Annotated in this window: 26 protein-coding genes; 9 read left to right on the top strand and 17 right to left on the bottom strand. The window is 53.7% G+C overall.

The features are described from left to right. From ACMAZB_RS00345 to flgB, 3 genes are read right to left on the bottom strand one after another with little or no spacing between them, the layout of a single operon-like run. Window positions 1-720, bottom strand: coding sequence for a flagellar hook assembly protein FlgD (locus tag ACMAZB_RS00345; RefSeq protein WP_435218602.1), 720 nt, complete (start codon window positions 718-720; stop codon window positions 1-3). Between the two features lie 10 nt (window positions 721-730). Continuing rightward, window positions 731-1,135, bottom strand: coding sequence for a flagellar basal body rod protein FlgC (gene flgC, locus ACMAZB_RS00340; protein WP_435218600.1), 405 nt, complete (start codon window positions 1,133-1,135; stop codon window positions 731-733). A 2-nt stretch (window positions 1,136-1,137) separates the two neighbouring features. Then, window positions 1,138-1,539: a flagellar basal body rod protein FlgB gene (gene flgB, locus ACMAZB_RS00335; protein ID WP_435218598.1), complete on the bottom strand. Its 402-nt coding sequence runs from the start codon at window positions 1,537-1,539 to the stop codon at window positions 1,138-1,140. A 290-nt stretch (window positions 1,540-1,829) separates the two neighbouring features. Between flgB and flgA the strand changes: the two genes are divergently transcribed. From flgA to ACMAZB_RS00320, 3 genes are all read left to right on the top strand, one after another. Further along, entirely contained in the window at window positions 1,830-2,534 is a 705-nt protein-coding gene (flgA, locus tag ACMAZB_RS00330) for a flagellar basal body P-ring formation chaperone FlgA (RefSeq protein ID WP_435218597.1), read from the top strand. 119 nt (window positions 2,535-2,653) lie between these two features. Next, window positions 2,654-2,971, top strand: coding sequence for a flagellar biosynthesis anti-sigma factor FlgM (gene flgM, locus ACMAZB_RS00325; RefSeq protein WP_435218595.1), 318 nt, complete (start codon window positions 2,654-2,656; stop codon window positions 2,969-2,971). Then, complete coding sequence (locus ACMAZB_RS00320) at window positions 2,971-3,453, top strand: flagella synthesis protein FlgN (RefSeq protein ID WP_435218593.1); 483 nt, start codon at window positions 2,971-2,973, stop codon at window positions 3,451-3,453. The genes flgM and ACMAZB_RS00320 overlap by 1 nt, the downstream gene beginning before the upstream one ends. A 299-nt stretch (window positions 3,454-3,752) precedes the next feature. Here ACMAZB_RS00320 and ACMAZB_RS00315 read toward each other — a convergent pair whose 3' ends face one another. Together ACMAZB_RS00315 and ACMAZB_RS00310 are read right to left on the bottom strand one after the other, a co-directional pair. After that, window positions 3,753-3,986 carry a DUF1653 domain-containing protein gene (locus ACMAZB_RS00315; protein ID WP_435218592.1) on the bottom strand — a complete coding sequence of 78 codons (234 nt, stop codon included), beginning with the start codon at window positions 3,984-3,986 and terminating at the stop codon, window positions 3,753-3,755. Continuing rightward, window positions 3,983-4,966, bottom strand: a complete 984-nt coding sequence (locus ACMAZB_RS00310; RefSeq protein WP_435218590.1) for a recombination-associated protein RdgC — start codon at window positions 4,964-4,966, stop codon at window positions 3,983-3,985. Before ACMAZB_RS00310 ends, ACMAZB_RS00315 begins: the two co-directional genes overlap by 4 nt. Before the next feature lie 103 nt (window positions 4,967-5,069). Between ACMAZB_RS00310 and ACMAZB_RS00305 the strand changes: the two genes are divergently transcribed. Next, window positions 5,070-5,510: a VOC family protein gene (locus ACMAZB_RS00305; protein ID WP_435218588.1), complete on the top strand. Its 441-nt coding sequence runs from the start codon at window positions 5,070-5,072 to the stop codon at window positions 5,508-5,510. Between the two features lie 172 nt (window positions 5,511-5,682). Here the strand turns inward: ACMAZB_RS00305 and ACMAZB_RS00300 are convergent, their stop codons facing one another. After that, window positions 5,683-6,390 carry a glutamine amidotransferase-related protein gene (locus tag ACMAZB_RS00300; protein WP_435218586.1) on the bottom strand — a complete coding sequence of 236 codons (708 nt, stop codon included), beginning with the start codon at window positions 6,388-6,390 and terminating at the stop codon, window positions 5,683-5,685. Window positions 6,391-6,958: 568 nt separating this feature from the next. Between ACMAZB_RS00300 and ACMAZB_RS00295 the strand changes: the two genes are divergently transcribed. Continuing rightward, the gene (locus tag ACMAZB_RS00295; protein WP_435218585.1) at window positions 6,959-9,208 is read left to right on the top strand and encodes a tetratricopeptide repeat protein; all 2,250 of its coding nucleotides are present in this window, start codon (window positions 6,959-6,961) and stop codon (window positions 9,206-9,208) included. Here ACMAZB_RS00295 and ACMAZB_RS00290 read toward each other — a convergent pair. From ACMAZB_RS00290 to ACMAZB_RS00275, 4 genes are all read right to left on the bottom strand, one after another. Next, window positions 9,205-9,792, bottom strand: a complete 588-nt coding sequence (locus ACMAZB_RS00290) for a YceI family protein (RefSeq protein WP_435218583.1) — start codon at window positions 9,790-9,792, stop codon at window positions 9,205-9,207. The two genes, ACMAZB_RS00295 and ACMAZB_RS00290, sit on opposite strands and share 4 nt — an antisense overlap. Before the next feature lie 39 nt (window positions 9,793-9,831). After that, complete coding sequence (gene parE, locus ACMAZB_RS00285) at window positions 9,832-11,721, bottom strand: DNA topoisomerase IV subunit B (RefSeq protein WP_435218581.1); 1,890 nt, start codon at window positions 11,719-11,721, stop codon at window positions 9,832-9,834. Window positions 11,722-11,829: 108 nt separating this feature from the next. After that, window positions 11,830-12,657 (bottom strand): metallophosphoesterase, encoded by an 828-nt coding sequence (locus tag ACMAZB_RS00280; protein WP_435218579.1) that lies wholly within the window; start codon window positions 12,655-12,657, stop codon window positions 11,830-11,832. Further along, window positions 12,650-13,120: a DUF1249 domain-containing protein gene (locus ACMAZB_RS00275; RefSeq protein WP_435218577.1), complete on the bottom strand. Its 471-nt coding sequence runs from the start codon at window positions 13,118-13,120 to the stop codon at window positions 12,650-12,652. Before ACMAZB_RS00275 ends, ACMAZB_RS00280 begins: the two co-directional genes overlap by 8 nt. Before the next feature lie 173 nt (window positions 13,121-13,293). Here ACMAZB_RS00275 and ACMAZB_RS00270 point away from each other — a divergent pair, with 173 nt between their 5' ends. After that, on the top strand, window positions 13,294-14,766 hold the full coding sequence (locus tag ACMAZB_RS00270) for a TolC family outer membrane protein (protein WP_435213425.1): 1,473 nt from the start codon (window positions 13,294-13,296) through the stop codon (window positions 14,764-14,766). Between the two features lie 385 nt (window positions 14,767-15,151). After that, window positions 15,152-15,760, top strand: a complete 609-nt coding sequence (locus ACMAZB_RS00265; protein WP_435218576.1) for a class I SAM-dependent methyltransferase — start codon at window positions 15,152-15,154, stop codon at window positions 15,758-15,760. A gap of 1 nt (window position 15,761) precedes the next feature. Here ACMAZB_RS00265 and ACMAZB_RS00260 read toward each other — a convergent pair whose 3' ends face one another. The 3 genes from ACMAZB_RS00260 to ACMAZB_RS00250 are packed head-to-tail and all read right to left on the bottom strand — an operon-like array spanning window position 15,762 to window position 18,996. Next, window positions 15,762-16,829: a prenyltransferase gene (locus ACMAZB_RS00260; RefSeq protein ID WP_435218574.1), complete on the bottom strand. Its 1,068-nt coding sequence runs from the start codon at window positions 16,827-16,829 to the stop codon at window positions 15,762-15,764. Further along, window positions 16,826-17,545, bottom strand: a complete 720-nt coding sequence (locus tag ACMAZB_RS00255; RefSeq protein WP_435218573.1) for a class I SAM-dependent methyltransferase — start codon at window positions 17,543-17,545, stop codon at window positions 16,826-16,828. Before ACMAZB_RS00255 ends, ACMAZB_RS00260 begins: the two co-directional genes overlap by 4 nt. Next, a complete protein-coding gene (locus ACMAZB_RS00250; RefSeq protein WP_435218571.1) occupies window positions 17,539-18,996 on the bottom strand; it encodes a glycosyltransferase family 4 protein in 1,458 nt (485 codons plus the stop codon). The genes ACMAZB_RS00255 and ACMAZB_RS00250 overlap by 7 nt, the downstream gene beginning before the upstream one ends. A 229-nt stretch (window positions 18,997-19,225) precedes the next feature. On the opposite strand from ACMAZB_RS00250, the gene rfbA reads away from it, so the two are divergent. Together rfbA and rfbC are read left to right on the top strand one after the other, a co-directional pair. Further along, on the top strand, window positions 19,226-20,131 hold the full coding sequence (rfbA, locus tag ACMAZB_RS00245) for a glucose-1-phosphate thymidylyltransferase RfbA (protein ID WP_435218569.1): 906 nt from the start codon (window positions 19,226-19,228) through the stop codon (window positions 20,129-20,131). Then, a complete protein-coding gene (gene rfbC / locus ACMAZB_RS00240; protein ID WP_435218567.1) occupies window positions 20,121-20,672 on the top strand; it encodes a dTDP-4-dehydrorhamnose 3,5-epimerase in 552 nt (183 codons plus the stop codon). Before rfbA ends, rfbC begins: the two co-directional genes overlap by 11 nt. 45 nt (window positions 20,673-20,717) lie before the next feature. Here rfbC and rfbB read toward each other — a convergent pair whose 3' ends face one another. From rfbB to ACMAZB_RS00220, 4 genes are read right to left on the bottom strand one after another with little or no spacing between them, the layout of a single operon-like run. Further along, window positions 20,718-21,782 carry a dTDP-glucose 4,6-dehydratase gene (gene rfbB / locus ACMAZB_RS00235; RefSeq protein ID WP_435218566.1) on the bottom strand — a complete coding sequence of 355 codons (1,065 nt, stop codon included), beginning with the start codon at window positions 21,780-21,782 and terminating at the stop codon, window positions 20,718-20,720. Next, on the bottom strand, window positions 21,779-22,675 hold the full coding sequence (gene rfbD / locus ACMAZB_RS00230; RefSeq protein ID WP_435218564.1) for a dTDP-4-dehydrorhamnose reductase: 897 nt from the start codon (window positions 22,673-22,675) through the stop codon (window positions 21,779-21,781). The genes rfbB and rfbD overlap by 4 nt, the downstream gene beginning before the upstream one ends. Next, window positions 22,675-23,502, bottom strand: a complete 828-nt coding sequence (locus ACMAZB_RS00225) for an alpha/beta hydrolase (protein ID WP_435218563.1) — start codon at window positions 23,500-23,502, stop codon at window positions 22,675-22,677. The genes rfbD and ACMAZB_RS00225 overlap by 1 nt, the downstream gene beginning before the upstream one ends. A gap of 39 nt (window positions 23,503-23,541) precedes the next feature. After that, window positions 23,542-24,471 carry a branched-chain amino acid transaminase gene (locus ACMAZB_RS00220; RefSeq protein ID WP_435218561.1) on the bottom strand — a complete coding sequence of 310 codons (930 nt, stop codon included), beginning with the start codon at window positions 24,469-24,471 and terminating at the stop codon, window positions 23,542-23,544. Between the last annotated feature and the right edge of the window lie 11 nt (window positions 24,472-24,482).

Genomic DNA, 24,482 nt, shown 5'->3' with positions numbered 1-24,482 from the left:
TTAGAAAAATTCTTTCACTTCGTTGATGCCAAGGGACTGTCCATTGGCGAGATTTAGGGTCACCGTGTTGCCGGCGCCAATTGCGACTGATACGACCTGTTCGTGAGCAAAAACCGGGGCGGCTTGGTTTGCGCCATTACGCTCCACTTCAGCGGAAATGCGGTACTGACCCGGAGGTAATGCATTGCCCTCGGCATCGATGCCATCCCAAACCACCGGTAATGTGCCGGAGCCCGCTGGCAATGTGCCGGAGAACACCAGCTGCCCGCTCATGTCCTGAACAAAAAAACTGCCACCGGAGGCGTTGTTGCCCAGATCAACCGAGGCGCTCATACGCATGACCGGGTTGCCGTCGTTACTAGTGCCCAATACGCTGAGATTGCCCACATTGCTGTTGGTGGAAACACTGCGGCCCACCATTTGTGAGGCTTGCAATGCCTGTTGCCCGGTAAGGGTTTCCGTCAGGCCTGAAAAGCTTTCGTTAAGCTCTTGAATACCCGATACCTGGGTGAATTGCGCCAACTGACTCATGAAGGCCATTTGGTCCATCGGCTTGGTGGGGTCCTGATTTTCCAGCTGAGCAATCATGAGTTGCAGGAACTCTTCAGATCCCATTTCTTCGGCAGAGCCGGCCTTGCCTTTCTCAGCCGCTCGCGCTGGGTTCAATGACTCGAAAATTGATGCCGAGTCATTCGGATTATTGAGTGCGTTTAACGTCATAATCCGCCCCTCACTTGCCTAGCGTCAGCGTTCGCAACGCTAACTGCTTGGAGGTATTGATCACTTCAATGGCGCTTTGAAAGGAGCGCGATGCCGACATCATGTTGGCCATCTCCTGAGTGACATCAATGTCGGGCTTGTAAATAAAGCCTTCCTCATTGGCGAGGGGGTGAGCCGGCTCGAATTCTTGTCGTGCCTCGCCCCCAAGCTCTTCAATGCTTTTCACGCGCACGCCCAATTGATCAGACTCACCTTCCAGAACCGCCTGAAAAATAGGAGCCCTGGCTTTAAAAGTGTCTTCAGGTGTGGAAGCCACGGTGTTGGCATTTGCCATGTTGGATGCAATCGTATTAATCCGCGTGGTTTGTGCCGATAGCGCGGTGCTGGCTATGTTCATACTGTCAAATAGGCTCATCGCTATTCTCCTTTAATGGCCGCACGCAGGCCTTTAATGCGCGAGTCCAGCAGGTTCAAGCTGGCCTGATACTTAAGAGCGTTATCCATAAACTCAGCATGTTCACGGTGGGTCTCTACGGTATTGCCGTTTTCCTGCAAACTGCTGGGTTGGCGAAACTGGACATCGGACTCAACGCCCATTTGATTTTCGAATCCCGTCATATGGTTGGCCTGAGTTGCCCGCAGCTGCGCGCCCTCTTGGCTGCTACTGGCCTGAGTCATAGCCGAGCGGAAATCGATATCTCGGGCTTTGTAATTAGGCGTTTCAGCATTGGCGATATTTGCGCTCAAAAGGTTCATTCGCTGCGAGCGCAGCGCCAGTACCTGGGGCGAAATGCCCAATGCGTTGTCAAATCCAGCCATGGTTTGGCCTCCCTGTGTTCGCAATGTGTTATTCAAAACTCGTGCCAACTTAAAAACCCTATATAAATCAGGTCGTTAAGTATCGCCTTTGGTGAGCGACAAGTTTTTGGCGCCTGAACGGCGGCAAACTAGAGCCCTTAAAACGGCAAGCATTGCCGCCCTAAAATTTGGGGGGAACAAAGGCATGGCCACCGTCGAATCACTGACTGGGTCATTGAGGCTTGCCTCGTTAGAAAAAGTTGGCATTCCATTTGCATGGGCATTAGGAAACCCAATTAATGAGGTGGGAAATGTCAAAACATTGGCGGTACGCCCTAATAGGCGCCCTTACTTTTACTGCAGCGATTGGCCAAGCAGACAATGGCAGCCACTCACTGTCTGATATTGCGAGCACTGCGGCACTCACGATGCAATCTCGTGCCGCAGATCAGGGCTATCAGCACATTGATGTACAAGTGCGGCCCCTTGATGCCCGACTTGCGCTTGCCCGATGCACCCGAGCCCTCGAGGCACTTCCATCCAATAGCGAACGAGCGCTTGGGGCCGTGAGTGTTGGCATCCGCTGCCCGGGGGAGGAAGTCTGGACTCTTTATGTACGCGGCGAAGTTTCTGCTAATCAGGTCATACCCGTACTTACGGGAGCGCTGAGACGCGGCGATCTTATTGGAAATAACGACATCGTCCTAGAAAAGCGACGAATTACGCAGGAATATGGCGGTATCATCACCGAAATCGATGATTTATTGGGCATGGAGGCACGGCGTAATCTCGACCCGGGCAGCCCGCTAAGATTCAACGACCTGGTGGCACCGATCCTGGTTGAGCGCGGACAAACCGTCAACATTATCAGTGGCGGCGGCGGGTTACGTGTAAGCATGCAGGGCAAAGCGCTGGCCAAAGGCAGCGCAGGAGATCGCGTCCTAGTGTCTAACCTAACGTCAGGCGCTAGGGTCGAGGGCGTGGTAACCGCCGACGGCTCGGTGATTATTCAGTAGCACAGGCCCGAAGCAGACAGTGATAACATTGAAAATAATCCTAAAGTTTTCTGACATCCCGCCGCTACTGGGGTTAAGAAGAACCGCTCGACGGGCCCATAGGCACATTGGAGTAAACCATGGCACCAATTGACATAGCCGGATCAGGAAGCCCTAGCCGCATCGACAGCGAACGTCGTGCCGCAGAAGCTCGAAGCGAGGAAAATCGCGGCCCGGCAGCAAAAGCAGCAGCCCCCTCTGTAATGGGAGACGACCGCGTAGAGCTGACCGATACCGCAACGCGACTCAGCGCCTTGGCAGATGATGTTCGCGCCGCTAGTGGCGTTGACCTAGAAAAGGTTGAGGCTATTAGACAGCGAATCGCCGACGGCCAATATGAAATAGACGCCGGCCAGATTGCCGATGCATTGATTCGACAGGAACAGGAGCTGGTCTAATGCTAGCTGCAGCTGAACAGGACACACTGGCACCAGGTCTCGATACGTTAGCCCGTGAGGCCGAGGCGCTGACTCGGGTTTTGCATGCTCTCGAAGCAGAACACGATGCCCTGATAACAAGTGACGCAGAGCGATTGGAATCTGCTATCGCTGATAAAAATGATGCCCTTGAAGGCTACATGACCGCTAAAAGCGCCCGGGAAGCTGTGAGCACTAGCCAAAATCTAGAGACGCTAGCAAGCCACCCGCAGCTCAGTGCAGGGCAGCGAGCAACGGGTGTTGAGCTAACTTCCACTATTCGTTTAGCCGGAGAAAGCTGCAAAACACTCAACCACCGCAACGGTATGTTGATCTCTGCTCTCAGGGATCGCACCCAGCAGGCTATTAACATTGTGCGGGGCAACGACACCGGCGTGACGCTTTACGGCCAGCAGGGCAATGCTCACCTTGACGGCGGCAGTCGAGTTTTGGGAACGGCCTAGCTTCATCGAATAGCCCAATGTCTGAAACTCCACATTGCGGTTTCGACTTTGGGCCAAGTCCTTAGTTAGAACTACGCATCGGTTCAACCACTCAGGTTCAATCACTCAGGTGCCATCACACGATTTTAATCTCGCGTGGTGAGTTCACGAATAGTTTCGTCAAGAAATGGCGGCCTGCCCGCAACGCTTGCGCAAAATTTCCCTGAAGAATCTCGAGCACCAATCTGGCTATCTAAGCGTCAAGGGCGCAGATTAAATCGACGTCAGAGCAGATCCAGTAACCTCAAACAATCTGCCGGCTATGGGCTCGTTATGTCCTCGGGGGCAAACCGTGGTTTTTGCTCGCCATCAACGTCGACCCACTCGACAAACATCGCCAGGGGCCTTATCCACAGCGCACCTTCTCCATAAAGAGGGCGATAAACTACGTGTCGTTCCTCCGTCTCTGAGTGCGTGGCAACACCCAAAACCTCATATGCCCCGCCTTTATAGTGTCGATAGCGGCCGGGGCGAGGATCTGTGTTTTGACTCATGCCTCCAGCCCGCCAAAGGCTTGCAAGAGGGCCGGCCAGAGCTCTGCCAAAGTTTCGCTCATCAGCAAGAAATCGGCGTCGCGTCTGGCCAAAGGATCCTCATTGATATCGTCGTGTGCTGTTGTCAGGGCTTCGGCAAACTTCAGGCGGCGAATAACCAAGTCGGCACCGAGTACAAATTCCAGCCGTCCCTGCCAAGCTAGAGCCAAACGCTGAACCTGTTTACCCGACTCGATATGCGCTCTAATTTCATCGCAATCGAGCAACATACTCCGGGCACGAACAACACCACCCTCCTCTCCGGGCTCAACGAGGTCGGCCTCGGTACCCAACTCAAAACCCTCGGGTAACTGATCATGTAGCAACCACTCGGACATCACCGCAGCAGGATTCTTACGGGTCACGGGCAACACAGCGGGCAAACTGCCCAGCGCTTCGCGCAACGCCGAAAGAAAGTCTTCAGCGCGGGGGGCGCTGGCATTGTTTACCCACAACCAGCCATCTTTCTCAAAAACCATCGCTTCAATACTGCGCGCCCGGGTAAAAGCTCGAGGCATAAGGTCCTGGGTAACCTCATCGGTCAGCTGCAACCGCTCTTTACGATGCACTTTGCGCGCCTCTGCGGTCTGAATTTGTAGTACCCGACTGCCCACCTCATCGCGAATTACCGATGACGGCAGTAGTTTCTCTTCGCGTTTGAGTCGGAGTAGCCAGTAAGGGCCTGCCGCATGAACCAGCGATTCGACACTGTCATCAAGAGCCGCGACCCAACCCGCACTTAAGGGCTGTGCTGGGCGACAAGGAGTAAAAGGGCGAGACTCTAAGCGCTGAGCCATTGCCTCAGCATCGAGTCCCAACCGCTCAGGTAATCGGTAAGCACGTAAATTTCGAAACCACATGGTGTCATCCAAGTTCAGGGAGAAAAAAAGCACCCCAACTCGCAAGCCTTCGGGTACGGCGGTGAGTTTAGCGTGAACCACCTTTAAAAGGTCCTACTAAAAGCTAATTTCCCGACCAATAGCCCACACAAGGCAACCAGCAAACGCCATAATAGAGCATCTGATTTCTACATTGAGTATCGCCATGCAATTTTTGCACACCATGATCCGCGCTAGTGATTTAAACAGCACCCTCGACTTCTTTTGCAACAAGTTGGGGCTAATAGAAGTGAATCGATACGACAGCGAGGCCGGACGATTTACGCTCGTTTTCCTAGCGGCCCCGGCTGATGTCGAACGCGCTCATAAGGATCAGGCGCCCCTCGTTGAAATTACCCACAATTGGGATTCCGAAACCTACGATGGCGGCAGGAATTTTGGTCACTTGGCCTACCGGGTTGAAGATATTTACGCGACCTGTGCGAGCCTGATGACCAAAGGCGTCACCATTAACCGCCCACCCCGCGACGGTCGCATGGCGTTCATCCGCTCCCCCGACGGCATCTCGATAGAATTACTCCAGGCAGGGGATGCCTTACCCGCCGCGGAACCCTGGGCATCGATGGAAAACACCGGCAGCTGGTAGGTAGCTGCTGCTGGGTCGCAACCGCTGGTAGTTCCCAACTGACAGTTACAGGCGATGATCGGTTAGGCCCTAAAGAGCTGCACGGTAAATAAACTGCAAAATATTCAGTCGGCTTTGTGGTGCATTCACCAAAGGCGAATGCACCAATACCGAGTGAAAGTAGAACAAAGAATTACTGAGCGGCGATGAAATCGAGCATCCAGCGGGCCACACGCTCTCCCTGATGGTCATGCTTATCAAGGGAAGAAAGACCTTCTGTAACCCTAGCCTCGCCGATCATTTCGCGCCGAAGCGCCATAATATCTCTGGAATATTCAGGGATGAATTCAGGGTGCCCTTGAAAGGTAAGTATGTGCTCACCAATCCTGAAACCCGCAATATCACAGTGGTCATTACGTGCAATAACCTGCGCACCTTCGGGCGCCAACATGACTTGATCCTGATGTGAGGCCAGTAACTGCAAATCTACGCCCTGACCATCGGCCAGTAGCTGCGCGTCTGAAACACTGTAAACCTGCACCCCACAACCCCAGCCGTTAGCCGACTTGTCGACCAAACCACCCAGAGCCCTAGCCACCAGCTGGTGGCCAAAACAAATACCCACTAACTTGACCCTCACTAGATGGGCGTGACGAATAAAATCCTCAAGGGCACGGATCCAGGGCTTATCGTCATAAGCGCTACTTTTGCTACCGGTAATGATGTAACCATCCACTGCCGACAGGTCATCGGGTAGCTCACCCGCTTCGACATCCCAAGTGCGAAATTCCAGCCCTGGATTGACCTGACGTAACAAAGCTTCAAACATGTCGGGGTACTCGCCATAGGTGCTCACCCACTCTGGCCGTACCGTATCGGTTTTTAGAATTCCAATTTTCATAACGCTTAAATTCCTTGGCCGTGTCCGCGCAAACTGCCGCGCCGATTTTGCTGTTGGGGTGTAGTGTACCCGAACTCATTATCTGAGACTGAAACCAGAGCAAATGCCGCGGCAGGTGCGTAACGCAGCAAGGCGCCCTGTATAAAACGGCTTGAGCACGGGTAAAGCTGTGTTGAATACACCGATGGTCGTCTCGAGGCTATCTCGATGAAGCCACAGGGACCTTCAAGAAATAGCAGCGATTTATGCCTGCGCTGTGTGTTTGCGCGCTGCCAACAGCTTAGCCGCCGTAACTGTCCCAGTGTTGCGTGTTTTGCTCGGGGGGAGCACTCCCGAAGATGCTGGGCAACCTATACGGCATAACCATCGGATCAGAAGTGACGCCACTGGAGTGCTGCGCCAAAATGACGCGATTTAAGCTGCATGCCTAGGTCAAAGCTCGGCTAAACTTAAGGAGGTTGGCGCACCATTATTTGAGCTCAGAGAAAAGCAGCAGGAAATCGCTGCAGCTTCCCACCACCTCCTTAATAGCCGCGCCACCAAACCTAACATTTTTAATGAGGCGTACATGGTCCGCACGATCAGCCAAAAACTACTGTCTTTTGCCACCATTGCCACCGTTATAGTTGCGACCCTGTGCTCGGCGATGTCTCTGGCCAGTACTGACTATGTAGGTACCGCGACCTGTGCCGGGTGCCACGAGCAGCCCTTCGCCGATTGGCAGGGCTCCCACCATGATCTGGCCATGCAAACGGTTACCGAAAAAACCGTGCTCGGAAACTTTGATGACGCCACGTTCACTTATGCGGGCACGACTTCCACCTTTTATCGCAAAGATGATGCTTTTTGGGTGCGCACCGACAACGCGGCCGGGGAACTCGAAGACTTTCGCGTTGCTTGGGTCTTTGGCGTGTTTCCCTTGCAGCAATACTTGCTGCCCATCGGTGACGGCAAACTGCAGGCCTTAACCATTGCCTGGGATGCCCGTACAGAATCTGAAGGTGGACAGCGGTGGTACCACCTCTATCCCGATGACGCGATTAAGGCCGGGGATCCCTTACATTGGACGGGTCCCTACCAAAACTGGAATACACGGTGCGCCGAGTGCCATAGCACCAACGTGAAGAAGCAGTACAACGCCACAGAGCGCAGTTTCGCGACGACTTGGGACGCCGATAACGTCGGCTGCGAAGGCTGCCATGGACCCGGCGCTCAGCACGTTGCTCTGGCAAAAGAAAAAACCACCGCGCAAGCACCCCACGGCGGCTTTGAAATGTCCCTCGCAGCGAAGGGCCAGTGGGCTTGGGCGGAGAACGCCAGTATTGCCCACCGCAGCAGCCCACTGACTGACAACATTCAAATTGACAACTGTGCTCGCTGCCACGCACGCCGCAGTACCCTAGGAGACTACCACTACGGGGCCGACCTGCTCGACACCCACCGGCTATCGCTTATTGAGGAACCACTCTATTGGCCCGATGGCCAAATTCGCGATGAGGTGTACGTTTACGGATCTTTTGTACAAAGCAAAATGCATCAAGCTGGAGTCGTCTGTACCAACTGCCACAACCCCCACAGCAACACACCAATTGCCGAAGGTAATGGGCTATGCGCGCAATGCCATATGCCCGCCACCTATGACACACCCCAGCACCACCGACACGCGGCAAATAGCACGGGTGCCCAATGCGTTGAATGCCACATGCCTGCACAACTGTACATGGGCGTCGATTCACGCCGGGATCACAGCATGCGCGTTCCCCGGCCCGATCTGTCATTGATGACCGGCAGCCCCAATGCCTGCACCCAGTGCCACACAGACCAATCAAACTCCTGGGCTCTCGATAGCCTTCGGGATTGGGGCATTAAATTTGATAGCCCGCGGCGTCACCCCGCAATGGCTCTGCGCAGCGCTCATGGGCAGGATATTCGCAGTATGCCAGCGTTAAAACAGATTATTGATGACCCATCAGCCACGCCGATATTGCGCGCTTCTGCGCTTGTGCAGTATGGCGGCCTAGCACCACCCGATTTATCTCAGACTGCCGGCATGCTGCTAGCCTCTAAAAACACGCTGCTGCGCAGTAGCGCTGTGCGAGCCAGCGCGCCCCTGCCACCAACACAGCGTTACCTCATGTTGCGCACACTCATTAATGATCCTGTTCAAGGTGTCCGTATGGCTGTTGCAGAGCAACTTGCCACTACACCGCTGCAGGAATTAAGACCTCAAGATTTACCACCTCTACTCGCACTCTTTGACGAATATGAGAGCGTTTTGACCGAACATGCAGATATGCCCTCATCACAACTTCAGCTGGCCAATTACTGGTTTGCTCGAGGGGACATTGGTCGCGCTGAAGCTGCGCTGCGAGAAGCCCTGCGACTCAACCCACAGCTTGATCCGGCTCGGGTTAATTTAGCCGATGTCCTGCGCGCCCAAGGACGAGAGGACGAGGCGCGGACGCTTCTTAAGCAAGGTATTGCGACATCCCTGGCACCGGGCGCGCTTCATCACTCGCTAGGTCTTTTGGAATTTCGCGAAGGTAACAGCGCAACCGCCATCACCGAATTAGCCACTGCTGCTGAACTCGAATCCGGAGGCTCGCGCCATCGCTATGTGTATGCCATTGCGCTTCATGATACCGGACAACCTGCACAGGCATTCACCCTGCTGGAGCAGCTCAATCAGGACCAGCCGGGTAACCCAGAAGTACTCTCAGCGCTAATCAGCTACGCAGAGGAGGTTGGCAATGTGGCCAAACAGGGGCGCTATCAAGGTCAACTGCAAGGGGTTTTACAAAGCGCCGGGGTGCGTTAATCGACTGACTTTTTAACGAGTTTCAGGTTGACGCTAACGGGAACTACAGCGGCGATGGCCTCTAGACCCGCAATTTTTCGCAACGCTGCAACGCCTCCCTCTAAGCCAAAATCAGCGGCCGATATTAGAATAGGCTGCACGGTGCTAACCCAAGCGCGACCTCCCACCGAAACAATACGCAAATGCGCCTCTGCGGTGCTCTCGACACCGTGAAGTGACAGCGTAAAAGGCTTAACAAGTTCTAAAGGTGCCCCCGATTCAACCTGAGCAAGCTCTTGCATATCGAGCTGCGCAGTTACCACAGCTTCGGGATATTGCGTGATCTCGAAAAACAAATCGCGCATACGCTGGTTACGAATATCAACCTGGGTCTCGACGGTGCTGAGATCAATGCTGACCTTCAACTGCCCCTTTTTATTGAGGCTACCGGTAACGCCTGAAAAATAATTATTTTCAGCAATGGCATTATTTTTAATCGATACATAACCCACCTCAGATGCCGCAGTAAGCCGCCAATCTGCAAGGGTTGCCTGGGTAATAAGCAGCAATAAAACGCAGGTAAGTGATCGAATCCAAATTGGCATGGGTATCTCCTCAGGTGCCGACTATTACGCAATAGTGGCTTATCCGGCGATGTCGGCCAAGTCGCCCTTCGACTCCAGCCAAGTTTTTCTGTCACCTGATCGTTTCTTGGCCAGCAGCATATCAAAAGTGCCGTGGGTATCGGCATCGGCATCGAGCACCAACTGCACTAACCGTCGAGTATCAGGATCCATTGTCGTCTCACGGAGCTGCCCAGGATTCATCTCTCCCAACCCCTTAAAACGCTGGACGTTGGGTTTGGCACGCTTATTTTCTGCCGCCAAACGCTCGAGTATGCCGTTGCGCTCAGCGTCGTCGAGTGCGTAATACACCTCTTTACCGACATCGATTCGATACAAGGGCGGCATGGCGACATAAACATGCCCCGCTCGCACCAGCGGCTGGAAATGCCGTAAAAATAGTGCGCAGATCAGGGTCGCAATGTGCAGACCGTCGGAGTCTGCGTCAGCAAGAATGCAGACCTTGTGGTAGCGCAACCCAGACAGATCATCGCTAGCCGGATCGATCCCTAGCGCCACAGATATATTGTAAACCTCTGCGGAGGCGAGAATTTCTTGGGCATCGACCTCCCAGGTATTCAAAATCTTACCGCGCAGCGGCAAGATCGCCTGAAACTCACGGTTTCGAGCTTGTTTGGCAGAGCCACCCGCCGAGTCTCCCTCGACTAAAAACAACTCACCGTAGGCGGGGTCTTCAGAGGTGCAGTCTGCTAGCTTGCCCGGCAGTGCAGGACCTGAAGTCACCTTTTTTCGCACAACTTTTTTGGCCGACCGCAAGCGCGCTTGCGCGCGATTAATACACAGCTCAGCTAACAACTCCGCCTCGGCGGTGTGCTGGTTTAACCAGAGGCTAAAGGCATCTTTGGCCACGCCAGAAACAAAGCCTGCAGCCTCCCGGGAAGACAAACGCTCTTTGGTCTGCCCAGAAAATTGCGGATCCTGAAGCTTTGACGACAGAACAAAACAACAGCGGTCCCAAATATCCTCTGCGGTGAGCTTTACCCCACGGGGCAAGAGACTGCGAAGCTCACAGAATTCGCGCAAAGCCTCAAGCAAGCCCGAGCGCAAGCCATTAACGTGCGTGCCCCCCTGGGCCGTGGGTATTAAATTTACATAAGACTCTGCGACTACATCGCCTCCCTCAGGTAGCCACTGAATAGCCCAATCAACAGCCTCTGTTTCGCCGCTAAAGTGATACGTAAAGGGCTTTTCAGGAATGACGGGATAATCGATGGTCGCATCCATCAGGTAATCAGAAATACCATCCTCATAGAACCATTCGCTGCGCTCATTCTTCTTCTCATCAAGCAGGGTGACCCGAAGACCCGGGCAAAGCACCGCCTTGGCACGCAGAACATGAATTAAGCGGGGCAGGGAAAAATTGGGGGAGTCAAAATACTGTGGATCGGGGTCAAAGCGAATTTGAGTGCCGGTGTTGCGTTTACCGCAGGTTCCAGCCACCGCAAGATCTTCAACTTTTTCTCCGCCTTCAAAAGCCATGGTGTAAATGTTGCCATCGCGCTTGATCGTAATATCGAGCCTTTTTGAAAGCGCGTTGACTACCGATACGCCAACCCCATGCAGGCCTCCACTAAATTGGTAATTCTTATCTGAGAATTTACCGCCCGCATGTAGGGTCGATAAAATAACTTCGACCCCCGGAAGTTTTTGAACCGGGTGCAGGTCGACCGGCATACCCCGGCCATTATCCTGAATGCTGATACCCCCATTGCTGTGCAGTACCACGTCAACCTGATCGGCATGACCGGCCAGAGCCTCATCTACCGAGTTGTCGATTACCTCTTGAGCAAGGTGATTGGGCCGCATCGTATCGGTATACATACCGGGACGTTTGCGTACGGGTTCTAACCCGGTGAGGACCTCAATTGCGTCGGCGTTGTACTGGCTCATTGGCGTGTTGTCATTCTCTGTCGATTTTGATCAATAGTTAGGTCAATTATCATGACCCATGAATCGGCTAAGGCGAGTTCGGCACCCACCTCGCCGATTGCCTTGAGCTTAAAGGTAACCACCCGAGTTCAGGTCAACCGGAAACTCCCGGTCTGTGACCCGCTCGACACCGGTTTCAACCTCACCCGAGGGTGCTAGTCGCAACCAACGGTATCCCGGTGCTTGGTTGTCTACCTTAAAATTTACTTGATTGGGCGCAAATTGAATGCAGGTCGAAGGCGTCGTGAGATAGCGTATTCCGGTGCTTTGCTGATCACTCTCCTGATGCACATGTCCCGCAATGACCACAACCTGTTGCCGACAACGCTGTACTTCAAGTTCAAAGGCCGCACTGTTCGCGACGCGCTGAGGATCAAGCCAATCACAACCCACCGGGTGTAACGGGTGATGCAACGCCACTAACAAGTGTTTGCCCTCTTGGTTAGCACGATCTACCGCCTGTGATAGCGCGTCGAGCTCACTCGCTGACAGGTGGCCACCCACGGCATCCGCCTGCTGTGAATCTAACATCACAATCAGCCAGTGCGGGTTTGTAATTGTGCGAATGAAATGCTCACGGCCCACATCAGACTCGTCACAGTCATCGTGGTTTCCCGGTAACCAAAAGCTAGGGGCAGGAATAACATCAAGTGCTCGAGCTAAGCGCTGGTAAGCGTCACTTGCACCATCACCAGCGATATCGCCTGTAATCAACAAACCATCCGGTGCCGCGGTGTTAGCCACAACGAGTTCAAGAACAGCAGCTAGAGAGTCGTCGGTATCTACATTGAGTAAGCGACCGCCCTCTGCAGCCATTAGATGGGCATCGGTTACCTGAACTAGCGTGAGGGTGCCGCTGTTGTTCAGCAGGCAATCACCGCGTAACGGACTATTCATGGCCAGAAGGTACCCATGAACTAAACTCATTGGTCAGGCGGCCTTCAGCCAGACAAAGCTCAAGTATTTCAGCCAAATACCGATTCTGTTGCACTTTCTCATCCCGTTGGTACATATTGGGATTGGGATAATCGTAACGACCCTCCAAGTGTCGATGGCGCTGAAAAGCCACTATTTCGGCCATACTCGCATCGTGGTACAGCCTGAGGTCTAAGTTCATCGCCGGTAAGCCTTGCTGGCCCCGTTGCGTTACTCGAAACAGGGTCGTATAGCGGGTACGCTCAACAACATCAAAGACCAGTGTTAAATGATTTGCGGTGATTTCGACCGAGTTGTTGGTCTCGTAGCCCGGAAAGACACGCAACAAACGCAGGTAGTTGGTCTCGCACAAACTGTGCAAGTCACCAATGTCTACGCTGTAGCGCGACCTTTTGTTGCGGGTACGACCCGTTTGTTCCTTCATTGGTTTACCTCTAACCGATAACCGGAGTGTAGCAATAGCTGAGGCCTAGCGCAGGATAGAAACGACAACGGATTGTTTCGGATCAGTCGTATCAGGTTAAAAGTTCACCTTCACCGGGCTGCGTCGAGTGTTAGACTATGGCCCGCGAAACCGCGCTCACTTAAGGAGTTTCCATGACACCCCTGTTTATCCGCCGCACCCTGCTGGGGCTAGCCGTGGCGGTCTTGATGCCCATAAGCTCACAGAGCTACAGCGATACATTGCTCGATATCTATGAACTGGCGCTGCAAAACGATGCTCAGCTGCGCGCGCAGGAAGCCCAATATCTAGCCAATCTGGAAACAGAAAATCTGGCCTTGTCAGCACTTCTACCCCAAGTAAGCGCCGGCTACAGTATTACAGGCAACGTGAACGAGACCGTAAGCCCGCAAATCGTGGGCTTCGACGCCGACCCCAGCTCTGGGCAGACCGTTCCTATTATCGCCGATGGCTTTAACAAAAGAGACACCGAAACCGAGGGGTGGAATGTCGCCCTTGCTCAGCCCCTGTTTGATCTCTCTGCCTGGTACAACTTGCAGTCAGGCCAGGAGTTCAGCAAACAAGCCGAGGCGGAATTTGCCGCCGCAACGCAAAATTTGATTGTACGCACCGTAGATGCTTACTTGGCCGTCCTGCGAGCTCAAGATAATTTAGCAGCTGCCTCAGCCGCTGAACGCGCCTTTTCGCGACAACTGGAACAAACTCAGCAACGTTTTGAAGTTGGCCTCATTGCCATCACTGACGTCTATGAGGCGGAGGCAGCGCGAGACTTAGCCGAGGTTCAACGCATTGTTGAAGAAAACAATGTCGACGTGGCCAAAGAGCGACTGTCCATTTTGACCGGGCAAACACACGGTGACCTTTTTCGTCTCAGTGAAGATTTTGAGGCACAACCCCCGGCGCCTGCGGATCGTGCGGCTTGGGTAAAGTTTGCCTTGGACAATAACTACGATCTAGCAGCAGCACGTTATGCCGAAGAGTCAGCAAGGCAAGGGGCTAAAGCGAGCGCTATGGGGCATGCTCCAACAGTGACGGCGAGTTACCAGTACTCGGACACAGACACCGATGGCAGCCAGATCTCTGAACCGCGACAATTATTCCAAATACAGCCCGACTCGCAAGATACTCGGGAGGTTTGGGAAGTCCGCTTAAACGTGCCCATTTTCCAGGGTGGACGCCTGCATGCCCAACGGCGACAGTCGGCACAACAGCATATTGCTGCGAAGGAAAGCCGCGTTAACCTTGAGCGCACGACGATCACTAATGCACGCTCACTGCATATGACGGTGAAGTCTGATGCCGCACGAGTCAGAGCTCGTAAGCAGTCGATCCGCTCGGCGCAAAGCGCGCTGGATGCCACCGAAGCGGGTTATGACGTTGGAACACGCAACATTGTTGACGTGCTGAACGCGCAAAACCTGCTCTACACCTCTTTGCGAGACTACGCCAACGCACGCTACGACTATGTCGTGAACCTGCTTAGGCTCAAGGAGAACTCGGGCACTCTATCACCCGACGACGTGGCGCGGCTTGATGCAGCCCTGATTCCACCGCCGGCAGCATCGGCCGCGGGCACTCAAAATGAGACCGACAGTACGACACCCTGATTGAAGAGATCAGGATTGCCTAAGCCCATAATCTCAGGGCTTCATACGATCCTCAGATAATAGCTGCTGAATGCTTTTGGGCATTCAGTGGTGCGTTCTTAACGCAGTAATACAGATCATCGAAATGGTGATTAAAGTCGCCGTTGCAACTGCCGACACAACAACACTTACAATGGCCGCATAAAAACGGCGGTGGCGTACCCGAAGGCAGAGCAACGTTGAGGCCACCTTTCTAAAAGCACCGAGCCCCTTTCGGCTAAAGGCACCAAGCCCCTTTCAGAATTCGCGAATACACCAAACTACACCCCTCGTCTGCAAGCACCTCAAAAATAACCCACACCCTCCGGTATACTGCGCGCTGACATGGCACGATTTGGAGTAACTCATGGCCACCCCCCCAGGGACTAATGTCCGCGGCTTTCTCACCGATGACGAGGGCGAATTATTATCTGCCCTGGCTTGTGAAGCTGGGTGCCTTGGGCCCGTGCTCGAAATAGGGAGTTGGTGCGGGCGCTCCACAATTTGGCTGGCACAAGGGGCTAAATTAGCCGGCACCGTCGTGCTTGCGCTTGATCACCATCGCGGCTCAGAAGAACACCAGCCCGGTGAAATGTTTTTCGATGCCGACCTTGTCGATGGTGAGGGTCGTGTTGATACCCTGCGTGAGTTTCGCCGCAACATTGCCCAAGCTGGCGTTGAGGATATCGTTATTCCGATTGTTGCCGGCACGCAACAGGCACAAGCCATTTTGCCGAACACGCTAGGCATGGTCTTTATTGATGGTGGTCATAGTCTTGAGGCCGCATTAACCGATTGGCGCAGCGTAGGCCATCGCGTGCTACCCGGGGGCATTCTGGCCATCCACGATGTGTTTCCCGATGCCAGCACGGGAGGTCAGGCACCCTTCACCATTTGGCGACTCGCCATTGATTCTGGGCTTTACGAAGCCTGCGGTGCTGTTGACTCATTGAGAGCCCTGCGCAGACTCGCCTAACTTAATCTCGAGCAGCGCTGACCGACAGTGGTTGGGGGGGTTCGCACACCTCGAGGAACAGAGTGGCGGCCGGTGTGTGGTGGGTCAGTGCATCGGCAGCGAGCATAATAGCTCCGGCAGTCCAGGTAGGCTTCTCATCGGGCCACAGCACCTGCTCGACAAATTGATAGCCCGTCCACCAAGCACCGTCACCGTCGCGCCACTGGGTCAGCCAAGAAAATAGCTCTGCCGCACGATTACGATCCCCCGCAGCCAATAGCGCCAACGTAAGCTCACAAGATTCGGCCACCGTTACCCAGGGTTCTTGGGTTTCGCAGCGGCAACCCATACCGGTCTCAACAAATTCGTTCCAGCGTGCATCGAGACGATCGCTAGCCGCTGCGCCCTGCACCCAGCCCGTAATGATCGGGTAAAACCAGTCCATCGCATAACGCGACTTGGAGGCCCAGGTCCTGTCAAACCGGTCGGGGCGTGAGCGCAAGGCAACGCCTAAGGCCGCCCTAGCTTCGATCCATTCATTGCGCTGGACGCCTAGGGTTGCGGCAATATGCCCCGCACACTCAAGGCTCTTATAAATAGAGCTGCAACCCGTGACCAGAGCATCGCCCATGGGAGCCCCACTCGCATCAACCGCCCAATCAATTTCCCCGGCATCGCCCTGCAGTTTCAGTACAAAACCCATAGCCGCATCGATAACGGGGAAAAACTCTTGCAAAAAAACCAGGTCACCCGTGATGAGATAATGGTGCCAAACACCTGTGGCAACATAAGCCACATAGTTGGATTCCCGACGATCGGGATTGTCAGGCTCACCCTCGCGGTAACTGCGCCACCAACTGCCATCATCCAACTGCGTATCCGCAAGCCAGCGATAAGCACGCACAGCCGCCGTAAATTCTCCAGCGATTGATAACCCCATGGCCGCTTCGGTGTGATCCCAAGGATCAGAGTGACCTCCTTCAAACCAAGGAATCTCTCCCCAAGGGCGCTGAGTGCGCAGCAGAAAATCGACCGTAGGTTGCAAAAATTCACGGGGATAGAGACCACGGCTTAAGTACAGGCCACTCATGGACTGACACCTCGAGGCTTGTTGAAATACATCACCACGCTTTTCCCCATCCAGGGATTACAAAGCTTGTCGATCCAACGTGTTAAAGCCGGCTGCTCCATAAGGTCCCAGACCAAAAAGCGATGATAAGCCGCCACCCATGGGTGCTCCTCGCCCTCGTGCCATAACAAACAACGTAGCCACCAGTAAGGAACGTGTAAGGCGTGAGCGCCATGCTGGCGATAGCAATTAAGGCCATGACGGAGAATTTCTTGCCGCAGAAAGCCCGCATTAAAAATACGAATATGGCCACCGGGTGTATTGTAATAATCCTTACTCAGCCACCAGCAAAGCCGCTCTGGCCAAGCCCTGGGCACGCTCACACATAAATTTCCCCCGGGCTTTAATACCCGGTTTAACTCTCCAATCACGGCGATAAAGTTGGGAATATGCTCCAGCACCTCACTGCAAATCACATGATCGAAGTGGTTATCGGGAAACGGTAAAGCAGTCGCGTCACCCTGAAGAAATTCTATTTCACCCTCGGGATCATAGGCCTCCATGTCGGCAATGCGGCCGCGGGCTGTTTCCAGATCGGCTAAGCCTAGGTCAACACCCACAGCCGTCACGCCCGACTTTAAATAGGCGGCTAGCGTGTGCCGACCCTCACCACAGCCGACATCGAGAAGCATCTGTCCCGAGCCCAGAGCAAGGGTTTGAAAGTCGACGGTTAGCACCCGAGGACATCCCCCTGCACAGGCAGAGCCTCTGCGGGTTGCAAAAAATCGTTCCCAGAGTGCCCTGCCATAGCCCCTCGGTAGTAATGCACCAAACGAGCCGCACAAACATCCCAGCTGAATTCGTTGACACCACGTTCACGGGCACGTTCGCCCAATGCCGCCCTAGCCGCGGGATCATCTAGTAAGGCTTCGATTGCGGTCGCAAGGGCCTCAGAGTCTCCTGCAGGGACCACCACTCCACCGTCTCCAGCCACTTCGGGCAGAGCCCCGCCGTCGCTCACGATTAGAGGAATGCCGCAGGCCATAGCCTCAACAGCCGGCAAGCCAAAACCTTCGTAAAGTGACGGTACAACCGCTAACGTACTTTCGGCATACAACTCAACAATGGTGGCATGGTCTACACCGCTCACCCAGCGAATATGGGATGCTAAGTTCAGCTGAGCCACCAGCTGCTCTGTTGCGCCCCCCTCTCGAGGCTTGCCGACCAATACCAGATTGAGCTCCCGGCCTTTTTTTTGGAGGGCCGCAGCCGCACGCAACAAAACTTGTAGCCCCTTATGTGGCGTATCGGCAGACGCCGTTGCCATAATTTGTGCGGGTTTTCGTTCGATATGAGGCATAGGTTTAAATAAATCAGCCTCAACGCCGTTGTACATCACCGCAATCGTAGCGGGATCAACGCCAAAATCAGCGATGATATCGGTGCGGGATGCCTTCGAAACGGTCACGATGTAATTTAATTGACGGGCAACAGCCGTTTGCATTGTCAGAAAATCGTGCCAGCGCCGAATCATCAACCGACGTGTCCAACGCGGCTCTGCGGCCAACGCTAATTTACGGTCTCGCGTAATCGGATGATGAATCGTGGTGACCAGCGGGATACCCGCTTTCTGAATATCTAATATGCCGTCTGACAGGGTTTGGTTGTCGTGAACAACGTCGAACTCGTCAGCATGTGCCAGCAACCAATCTCGGGCCCGCTCTCCAAAGGTCCAGGGCTCGATAAAGCCACCGGTTAACTTGCTCAACCATTCGGTCCGCGCCAAAGGATCTTTAAACAGCTGGCCAATGCTTACCGACTTCAAGCCATGGGCATACAAATCTAGGCTGGGAAGTTTTTGCAGCTGTACTTCTACATCGAGGTCTGGATAGGGCGGACCCGAGATCACAGTGACCGTGTGCCCAAGCTTCACCAATGCACGACTCAGATACTTGAGATAGACCCCCTGCCCGCCGGAGAATGGTGCTGAACGATAACCCAGCAACGCAATTTTCAGCGGATCTGAGGACAAAGATCCGGCATGAACAGACGTAGAAACGGCCTCTCCGACACTTTGAGCAGATGCGTTAATGAGGCAATCCCCGTTAAAAAATCGCGATTGTACCGCTTTTGGCAGTAAGAGTGCCCATAAATTTGACGCCAACAATTTGGGCAGATGGGGCCGCAAATCACTGCTGCACTCTCCATCTTTAATGGGTCTTATCCACCAGAATTTAAATAAAGAAACGGCATCTAATGTATTAACGCCTTAAGCGATAAAATGAAATATCCTCCAAATAAGCCGCTCACGATCGTCCGTTATGGACTCAATACCAGTTGGTAATAAGTTGCAGACCGCTGACAAAACATAGAGAACCGTTTATCTTTGCCGCCCTATTGTTCACCGCGCGTTAAATATGAAAAGCACCGAATATAAAGGCATTATTCTTGCTGGGGGCTCCGGAACAAGGCTACACCCTCTCACCAGCACCGTCAGCAAACAACTGATGCCCATCTATGACAAGCCCATGATTTATTATCCCCTTGCCACCTTAATGCTAGCGGGCATCAGAGATATCTTAATCATTACTACCCCCCACGATCACCAGGCTTTTGCCAACCTTTTAGGTAACGGTGAGCGCTGGGGAATTAATATTAGCTATACCATACAGCCCAGCCCCGACGGTCTGGCTCAAGCATTCATCTTGGGTGCCGATTTCATCGGCAGCGCGCCCGTGGCCCTTGTGTTGGGTGACAATATTTTTTACGGCGGCGGTCTAACGGAAAAATTACGCCTCGCTGCGCAGCGAGAGGCTGGTGCCTCGGTATTTGCCTACTACGTGAACGATCCTGAGCGCTATGGCGTAGTAGAATTCGACGCCTCCGGTCAGGCTATAAGCATTGAAGAAAAGCCTGAAATCGCACGATCCAACTATGCGGTGACCGGGCTGTATTTTTATGACAACGCCGTCGTCGATATTGCCCGTAATATAAAGCCCTCAGCCCGAGGTGAATTGGAAATTACTGACGTAAATCGCATCTATTTGGAGCAGGGCAATCTTGCGGTAGAAGTCATGTCTCGAGGCACGGCCTGGCTAGATACTGGCACTCACAACTCATTGCTCGATGCTGCCAATTTTATTCGTGTCGTTGAGGAGAGGCAGGGCCTCAAAATCGCCTGTCCTGAGGAAATTGCTTTTCGCATGGGCTACATCGATGCGGAGCAGCTGCTGGCACTTGCCAAGCCCCTCGCCAAAAGCGGTTATGGCCTATACCTTGAAGGCTTACTGCGGGACACAGGAGCGTATTCGGATGGATATTGAGGCGACACCGCTCGACGGGGTAATGCTGATAAAGCCGCGAGTTTTTGGGGATGATCGTGGGTTTTTTCTGGAGAGCTGGAATCGCCGCGCCTTTGCCGAGGCAGGTATTCCTAATGACTTTGTCCAGGACAACCACTCCCGCTCACGCCAAGGCATTCTGCGCGGTTTACACTTTCAAACCCAGCAAACTCAAGGCAAATTGGTCAGGGTGATCGATGGCTCAGTTTTCGATGTTGCCGTTGATCTGCGCTCCAACTCCACAACCTTCGGTCAATGGTTCGGCTGTCTGCTAAGCGCCGAAAATAAAACTCAACTCTGGGTGCCCCCAGGCTTTGCTCACGGTTTCTATGTGGTATCTGAATCGGCTGATTTTCTTTACAAATGCACCGACTATTACCATCCAGAGAGCGAAATTAGTCTTGCTTGGGACGATGCTCACATCAACATTCAATGGCCGCTGGTCAACGGGGAAAGTCCGGAGCTGTCAGCAAAGGACGCAAATGCCCTGAGTTGGTCTGAAGTTCCCAAGTTTGATCTTTAGTCCCTAGCACGCTGCACCGCTTTGAATTTCCCCCAGCAAGATGTGTCAGGCGCGTTGTAGCAGGGGTCGCCACCAATCTTCATTGTCTAAATACCAATTAAGCGTTTTTGCGATACCCGTTTCAAAAGTTTCGCTGGGCACAAAGCCTAATTCTTTCTCAATTTTGTTTGCGTCAATAGCATAGCGCCAATCGTGGCCTGCACGATCATCAACGAACTGAATCAGCGCCCGTGACTCTCGGTTCGCAGCGGGGGACTTTGGAAAACGCGCGGCCAGACTTGGCTCAGAGGCAAAACGCGCATCAAGGTGATCACAAAGAAGCTCAACAATCGCAAGATTTGCCCACTCGTTGTTACCACCAATATTGTAGGTCTCTCCCGGTTTACCCGAATCAATCACCCGATCGATGCCGCGGGCATGATCCACAACGTAAAGCCAGTCCCGAATATTCGTGCCATCGCCGTAAACAGGCAGTGAACGGCCGTCTAAAATATTGGTGAGACACAGCGGAATCAATTTCTCAGGAAAATGGAAAGGGCCGTAGTTGTTAGAGCAATTACTGGTCGTCACTTCCAATCCGTAAGTGTGGTGGTAAGCCCTAACTAAGTGATCACTACCAGCCTTACTGGCGGAGTAAGGTGAATTGGGCTCATAGCGTAGATCTTCGGTAAAAGCTGGGGCATCACTGCTAAGTGACCCAAAAACTTCGTCGGTAGACACGTGATGAAAGCGGTGCGGGCGACCCGTGCCGGCAAGCCAATGGGCCCTGGCCGCTGCTAGCAAGGTATGGGTGCCCACCAGGTTGGTTTGAATAAACGCATCAGGCCCTGTTATCGAGCGATCAACGTGACTCTCGGCGGCAAAGTGCACCAAAGTATCGACATCATAGTTAAGCAATGTCTCACTGACACGGTCACCGTCACAGATATTGCCCTGCACAAAATGCAGCTGTCCAGAAGCCTCAAGGGGCGCCAGGCTGGCTCGATTACCCGCATAAGTCAGGGCATCGTAGGCCACTACGGTATCGTTGGGGTGCGCCTGAACCCAGTGATAAACGAAGTTCGCGCCAATAAACCCTGCGGCTCCAGTCACCATTAAAGATCGTGTCATAACTCATGTTTCTCGTGTTGTTTTTCGTGCTGTTGCAGGTCGACAAGCATTGCGTATAACTGACTTGTCCAATGATGGCCGGAATAACCTAACAGGTTGCGTGTCAAAGCCTTGTACAACACGCTGTACCCCGGCCGCTGGGCTGGGGTCGGGTACTGCGATGCGGGTATCGGCAACAGGGTCGCCGCTTGGCGCAGCAGGCCCAATTCAAGTGCAATTTCACGAATCGCCACGGCAAAGTCATACCAGCTGCAAGCCCCAGCATCGCTCCAATGGTAAATACCTGAAGTGTCGCCATGGTCGGCTAAACCCCAACACGTCAATGCCAGTCCCCTAGCCCAGGTTGGGGTACCGACCTGATCCTCTACTACCGAAAGCTGCTCTCGATCGGCCATTAGGCGAAGCATGGTTTTCACAAAATTACCGCCGTGACGGGAGTACACCCAACCTGTTCTCAAAATTACCGGGCTGCCACCGGCTGCCATTACCGCATTCTCACCCTCTAACTTGCTGCGACCGTAAACACCCAGTGGGTTTGGCTCAGCATCAGGGGCATAAGGGCGACCTTGGGCCCCGTCGAAAACAAAATCTGTTGAGACGTGTAAAACACGAATATTGCGCTCTCGACACCGCAGCGCAAGGATTTCGGGACCTATGGCATTAACACGGTGTGCCAACTCCGGCTCTGACTCCGCGGCGTCGACTGCGGTAAAAGCCGCTGCATTAATCACCCAGGCCGGCTCAATGTCATCCAGCGCTCTTGCCACCTGATCAGGATCGGCGATGTCCAACATCGATCGCGTCATAGGGATGGCTTGCCACTGCTCGGGGCAGGTCAAAACTAACTCTTGGCCCAGTTGCCCTCCCGCGCCACACACCAGAGCCTTTGACATCAAGGCAAGCGGGCCTCTATCCAATCGGCATACTGGCCAATAATTTCTTCGCCTTCAGGTTCGTTAAAAATCTCATGATAGAGACCGGGCAAAACGTTGAGGGTTAAATCCGTAGCCCCAACTTTAGCTGCGAAGGTCTGGGAGCCTATGGGCGCGGCTAGCGTATCAGCGCCGCCGTGCATAATGAGCATTGGTAAGGTAATCGAGCCCGCCTCTGTCATAACGCGATCCATAGCGTCAAACAGGGCAATGCCCAAGCCCGCAGTCACCTTCCCATGGTTTACCAGAGGATCGGCTTCGTAGGCGGCCACTACCTCCGCGTCACGACTTACCCCAGAACCGTCAAGGGCCAACATACCCGCGCGGGGCATGAGTTTTGCGAGCAAACGTCCAATCCACATAACCGGAGCAGGCGTCACCTCCGCCGCCGCAAAAGCGGGGCCGCTCAATAGCGCACCGCGGTATTGGCCTTGGTCTTCAAGCAGAAGTCGGCCCGTAATAAGACCCCCCATGCTGTGGCCCAAGACAAAACAAGGCAAGTCGGGATAGCTCTGCGCCAGCACCTGACGGCAATCTCGAACTCCCGCCAAATAGTCATCAAAATGTTTTACGAACACGCGGTGCCCGGGTGACTCGCCGTGGCCCAGGTGATCGGGGGCCACGACGGCAAAACCCCGAGCAGTCAAGGCAGCTGCGACCGCTTGATAACGCCCACTGTGCTCACCCAGTCCATGAATTAACAAAACGGTGGCACGAGGCTCCGCCGCAGGCTGCCAGTGTCGATAACGAATACCCGAGGGCAGTGTTTCAAAATGTGCCTGTGTCATAACCAACCTTATATTAAGCGGTGCCTGACGAAGGGATCATCAATCAGTAACGGGGGTTAACCAATCACGATATCGAGCCTGCTCACCGCGAACCGTTTGAAAATAAATGCTCTGAAGCTTTTCGGTAACGGGGCCGCGGCCACCCGCACCGATCTGACGGTTATCAAGTTTCCTCACGGGCACCACCTCTGCTGCGGTACCGGTAAAAAACGCCTCATCACAGATATAAACTTCATCCCGTGTAATACGCCTCTCGCGAACTTCATACCCTTCATCGTGGGCTATTTTAAAAATAGCATCGCGAGTGATGCCCTCAAGACAAGACGTCAGATCCGGGGTGTAGATAACGCCATCGCGCACCATAAAAAAGTTTTCACCACTCCCCTCAGCAACGTAACCCTCATTATCGAGCATCAGTGCCTCCTCGCAGCCACTGTCAATGGCCTCGCGCAGGGCTAAAATCGAGTTGATGTAGTTGCCATTGGCCTTGGCTTTACACATCGTAATGTTGACGTGATGCCGGGTATAGCTTGATGTACGCACGGCAATACCACGATCCCTGGCCTCAGGGTCCATATAAGACGGCCATGGCCAAGCCGCAATCATGACATGGGTTTTCAAGTTGTCGGCCCGTAAGCCCATACCCTCTGACCCCAAAAAGCACATAGGGCGCAAATAACCTTCCTCGAGACCGTTAACCCTAACCACCTCGCGTTGGGCCGCATTTAAAGCGTCTTTGTCCCAAGGCATGTTCATCTGCAAAATCTTCGCAGAGCGAAACAGACGATCGGTGTGCTCTTTTAATCGAAATATGCAGGTGCCATGATCGGGTGTGCTATAGGCACGGACGCCCTCAAAAACACCAACGCCGTAGTGAAAGGTGTGGGTCAAAACATGCACCTTTGCCTCCTGCCAGGGCACAAGCTCACCGTCGAGCCAAATTTTTCCGCTCAGTTTAGACAGGTCCATGTTATTTCCTC

The organism is Luminiphilus sp. nBUS_07 (genome assembly GCF_051201685.1).
In the GTDB taxonomy this organism is placed as follows: domain Bacteria; phylum Pseudomonadota; class Gammaproteobacteria; order Pseudomonadales; family Halieaceae; genus Luminiphilus.
This window is presented reverse-complemented; position numbering and strand designations above follow the sequence as displayed.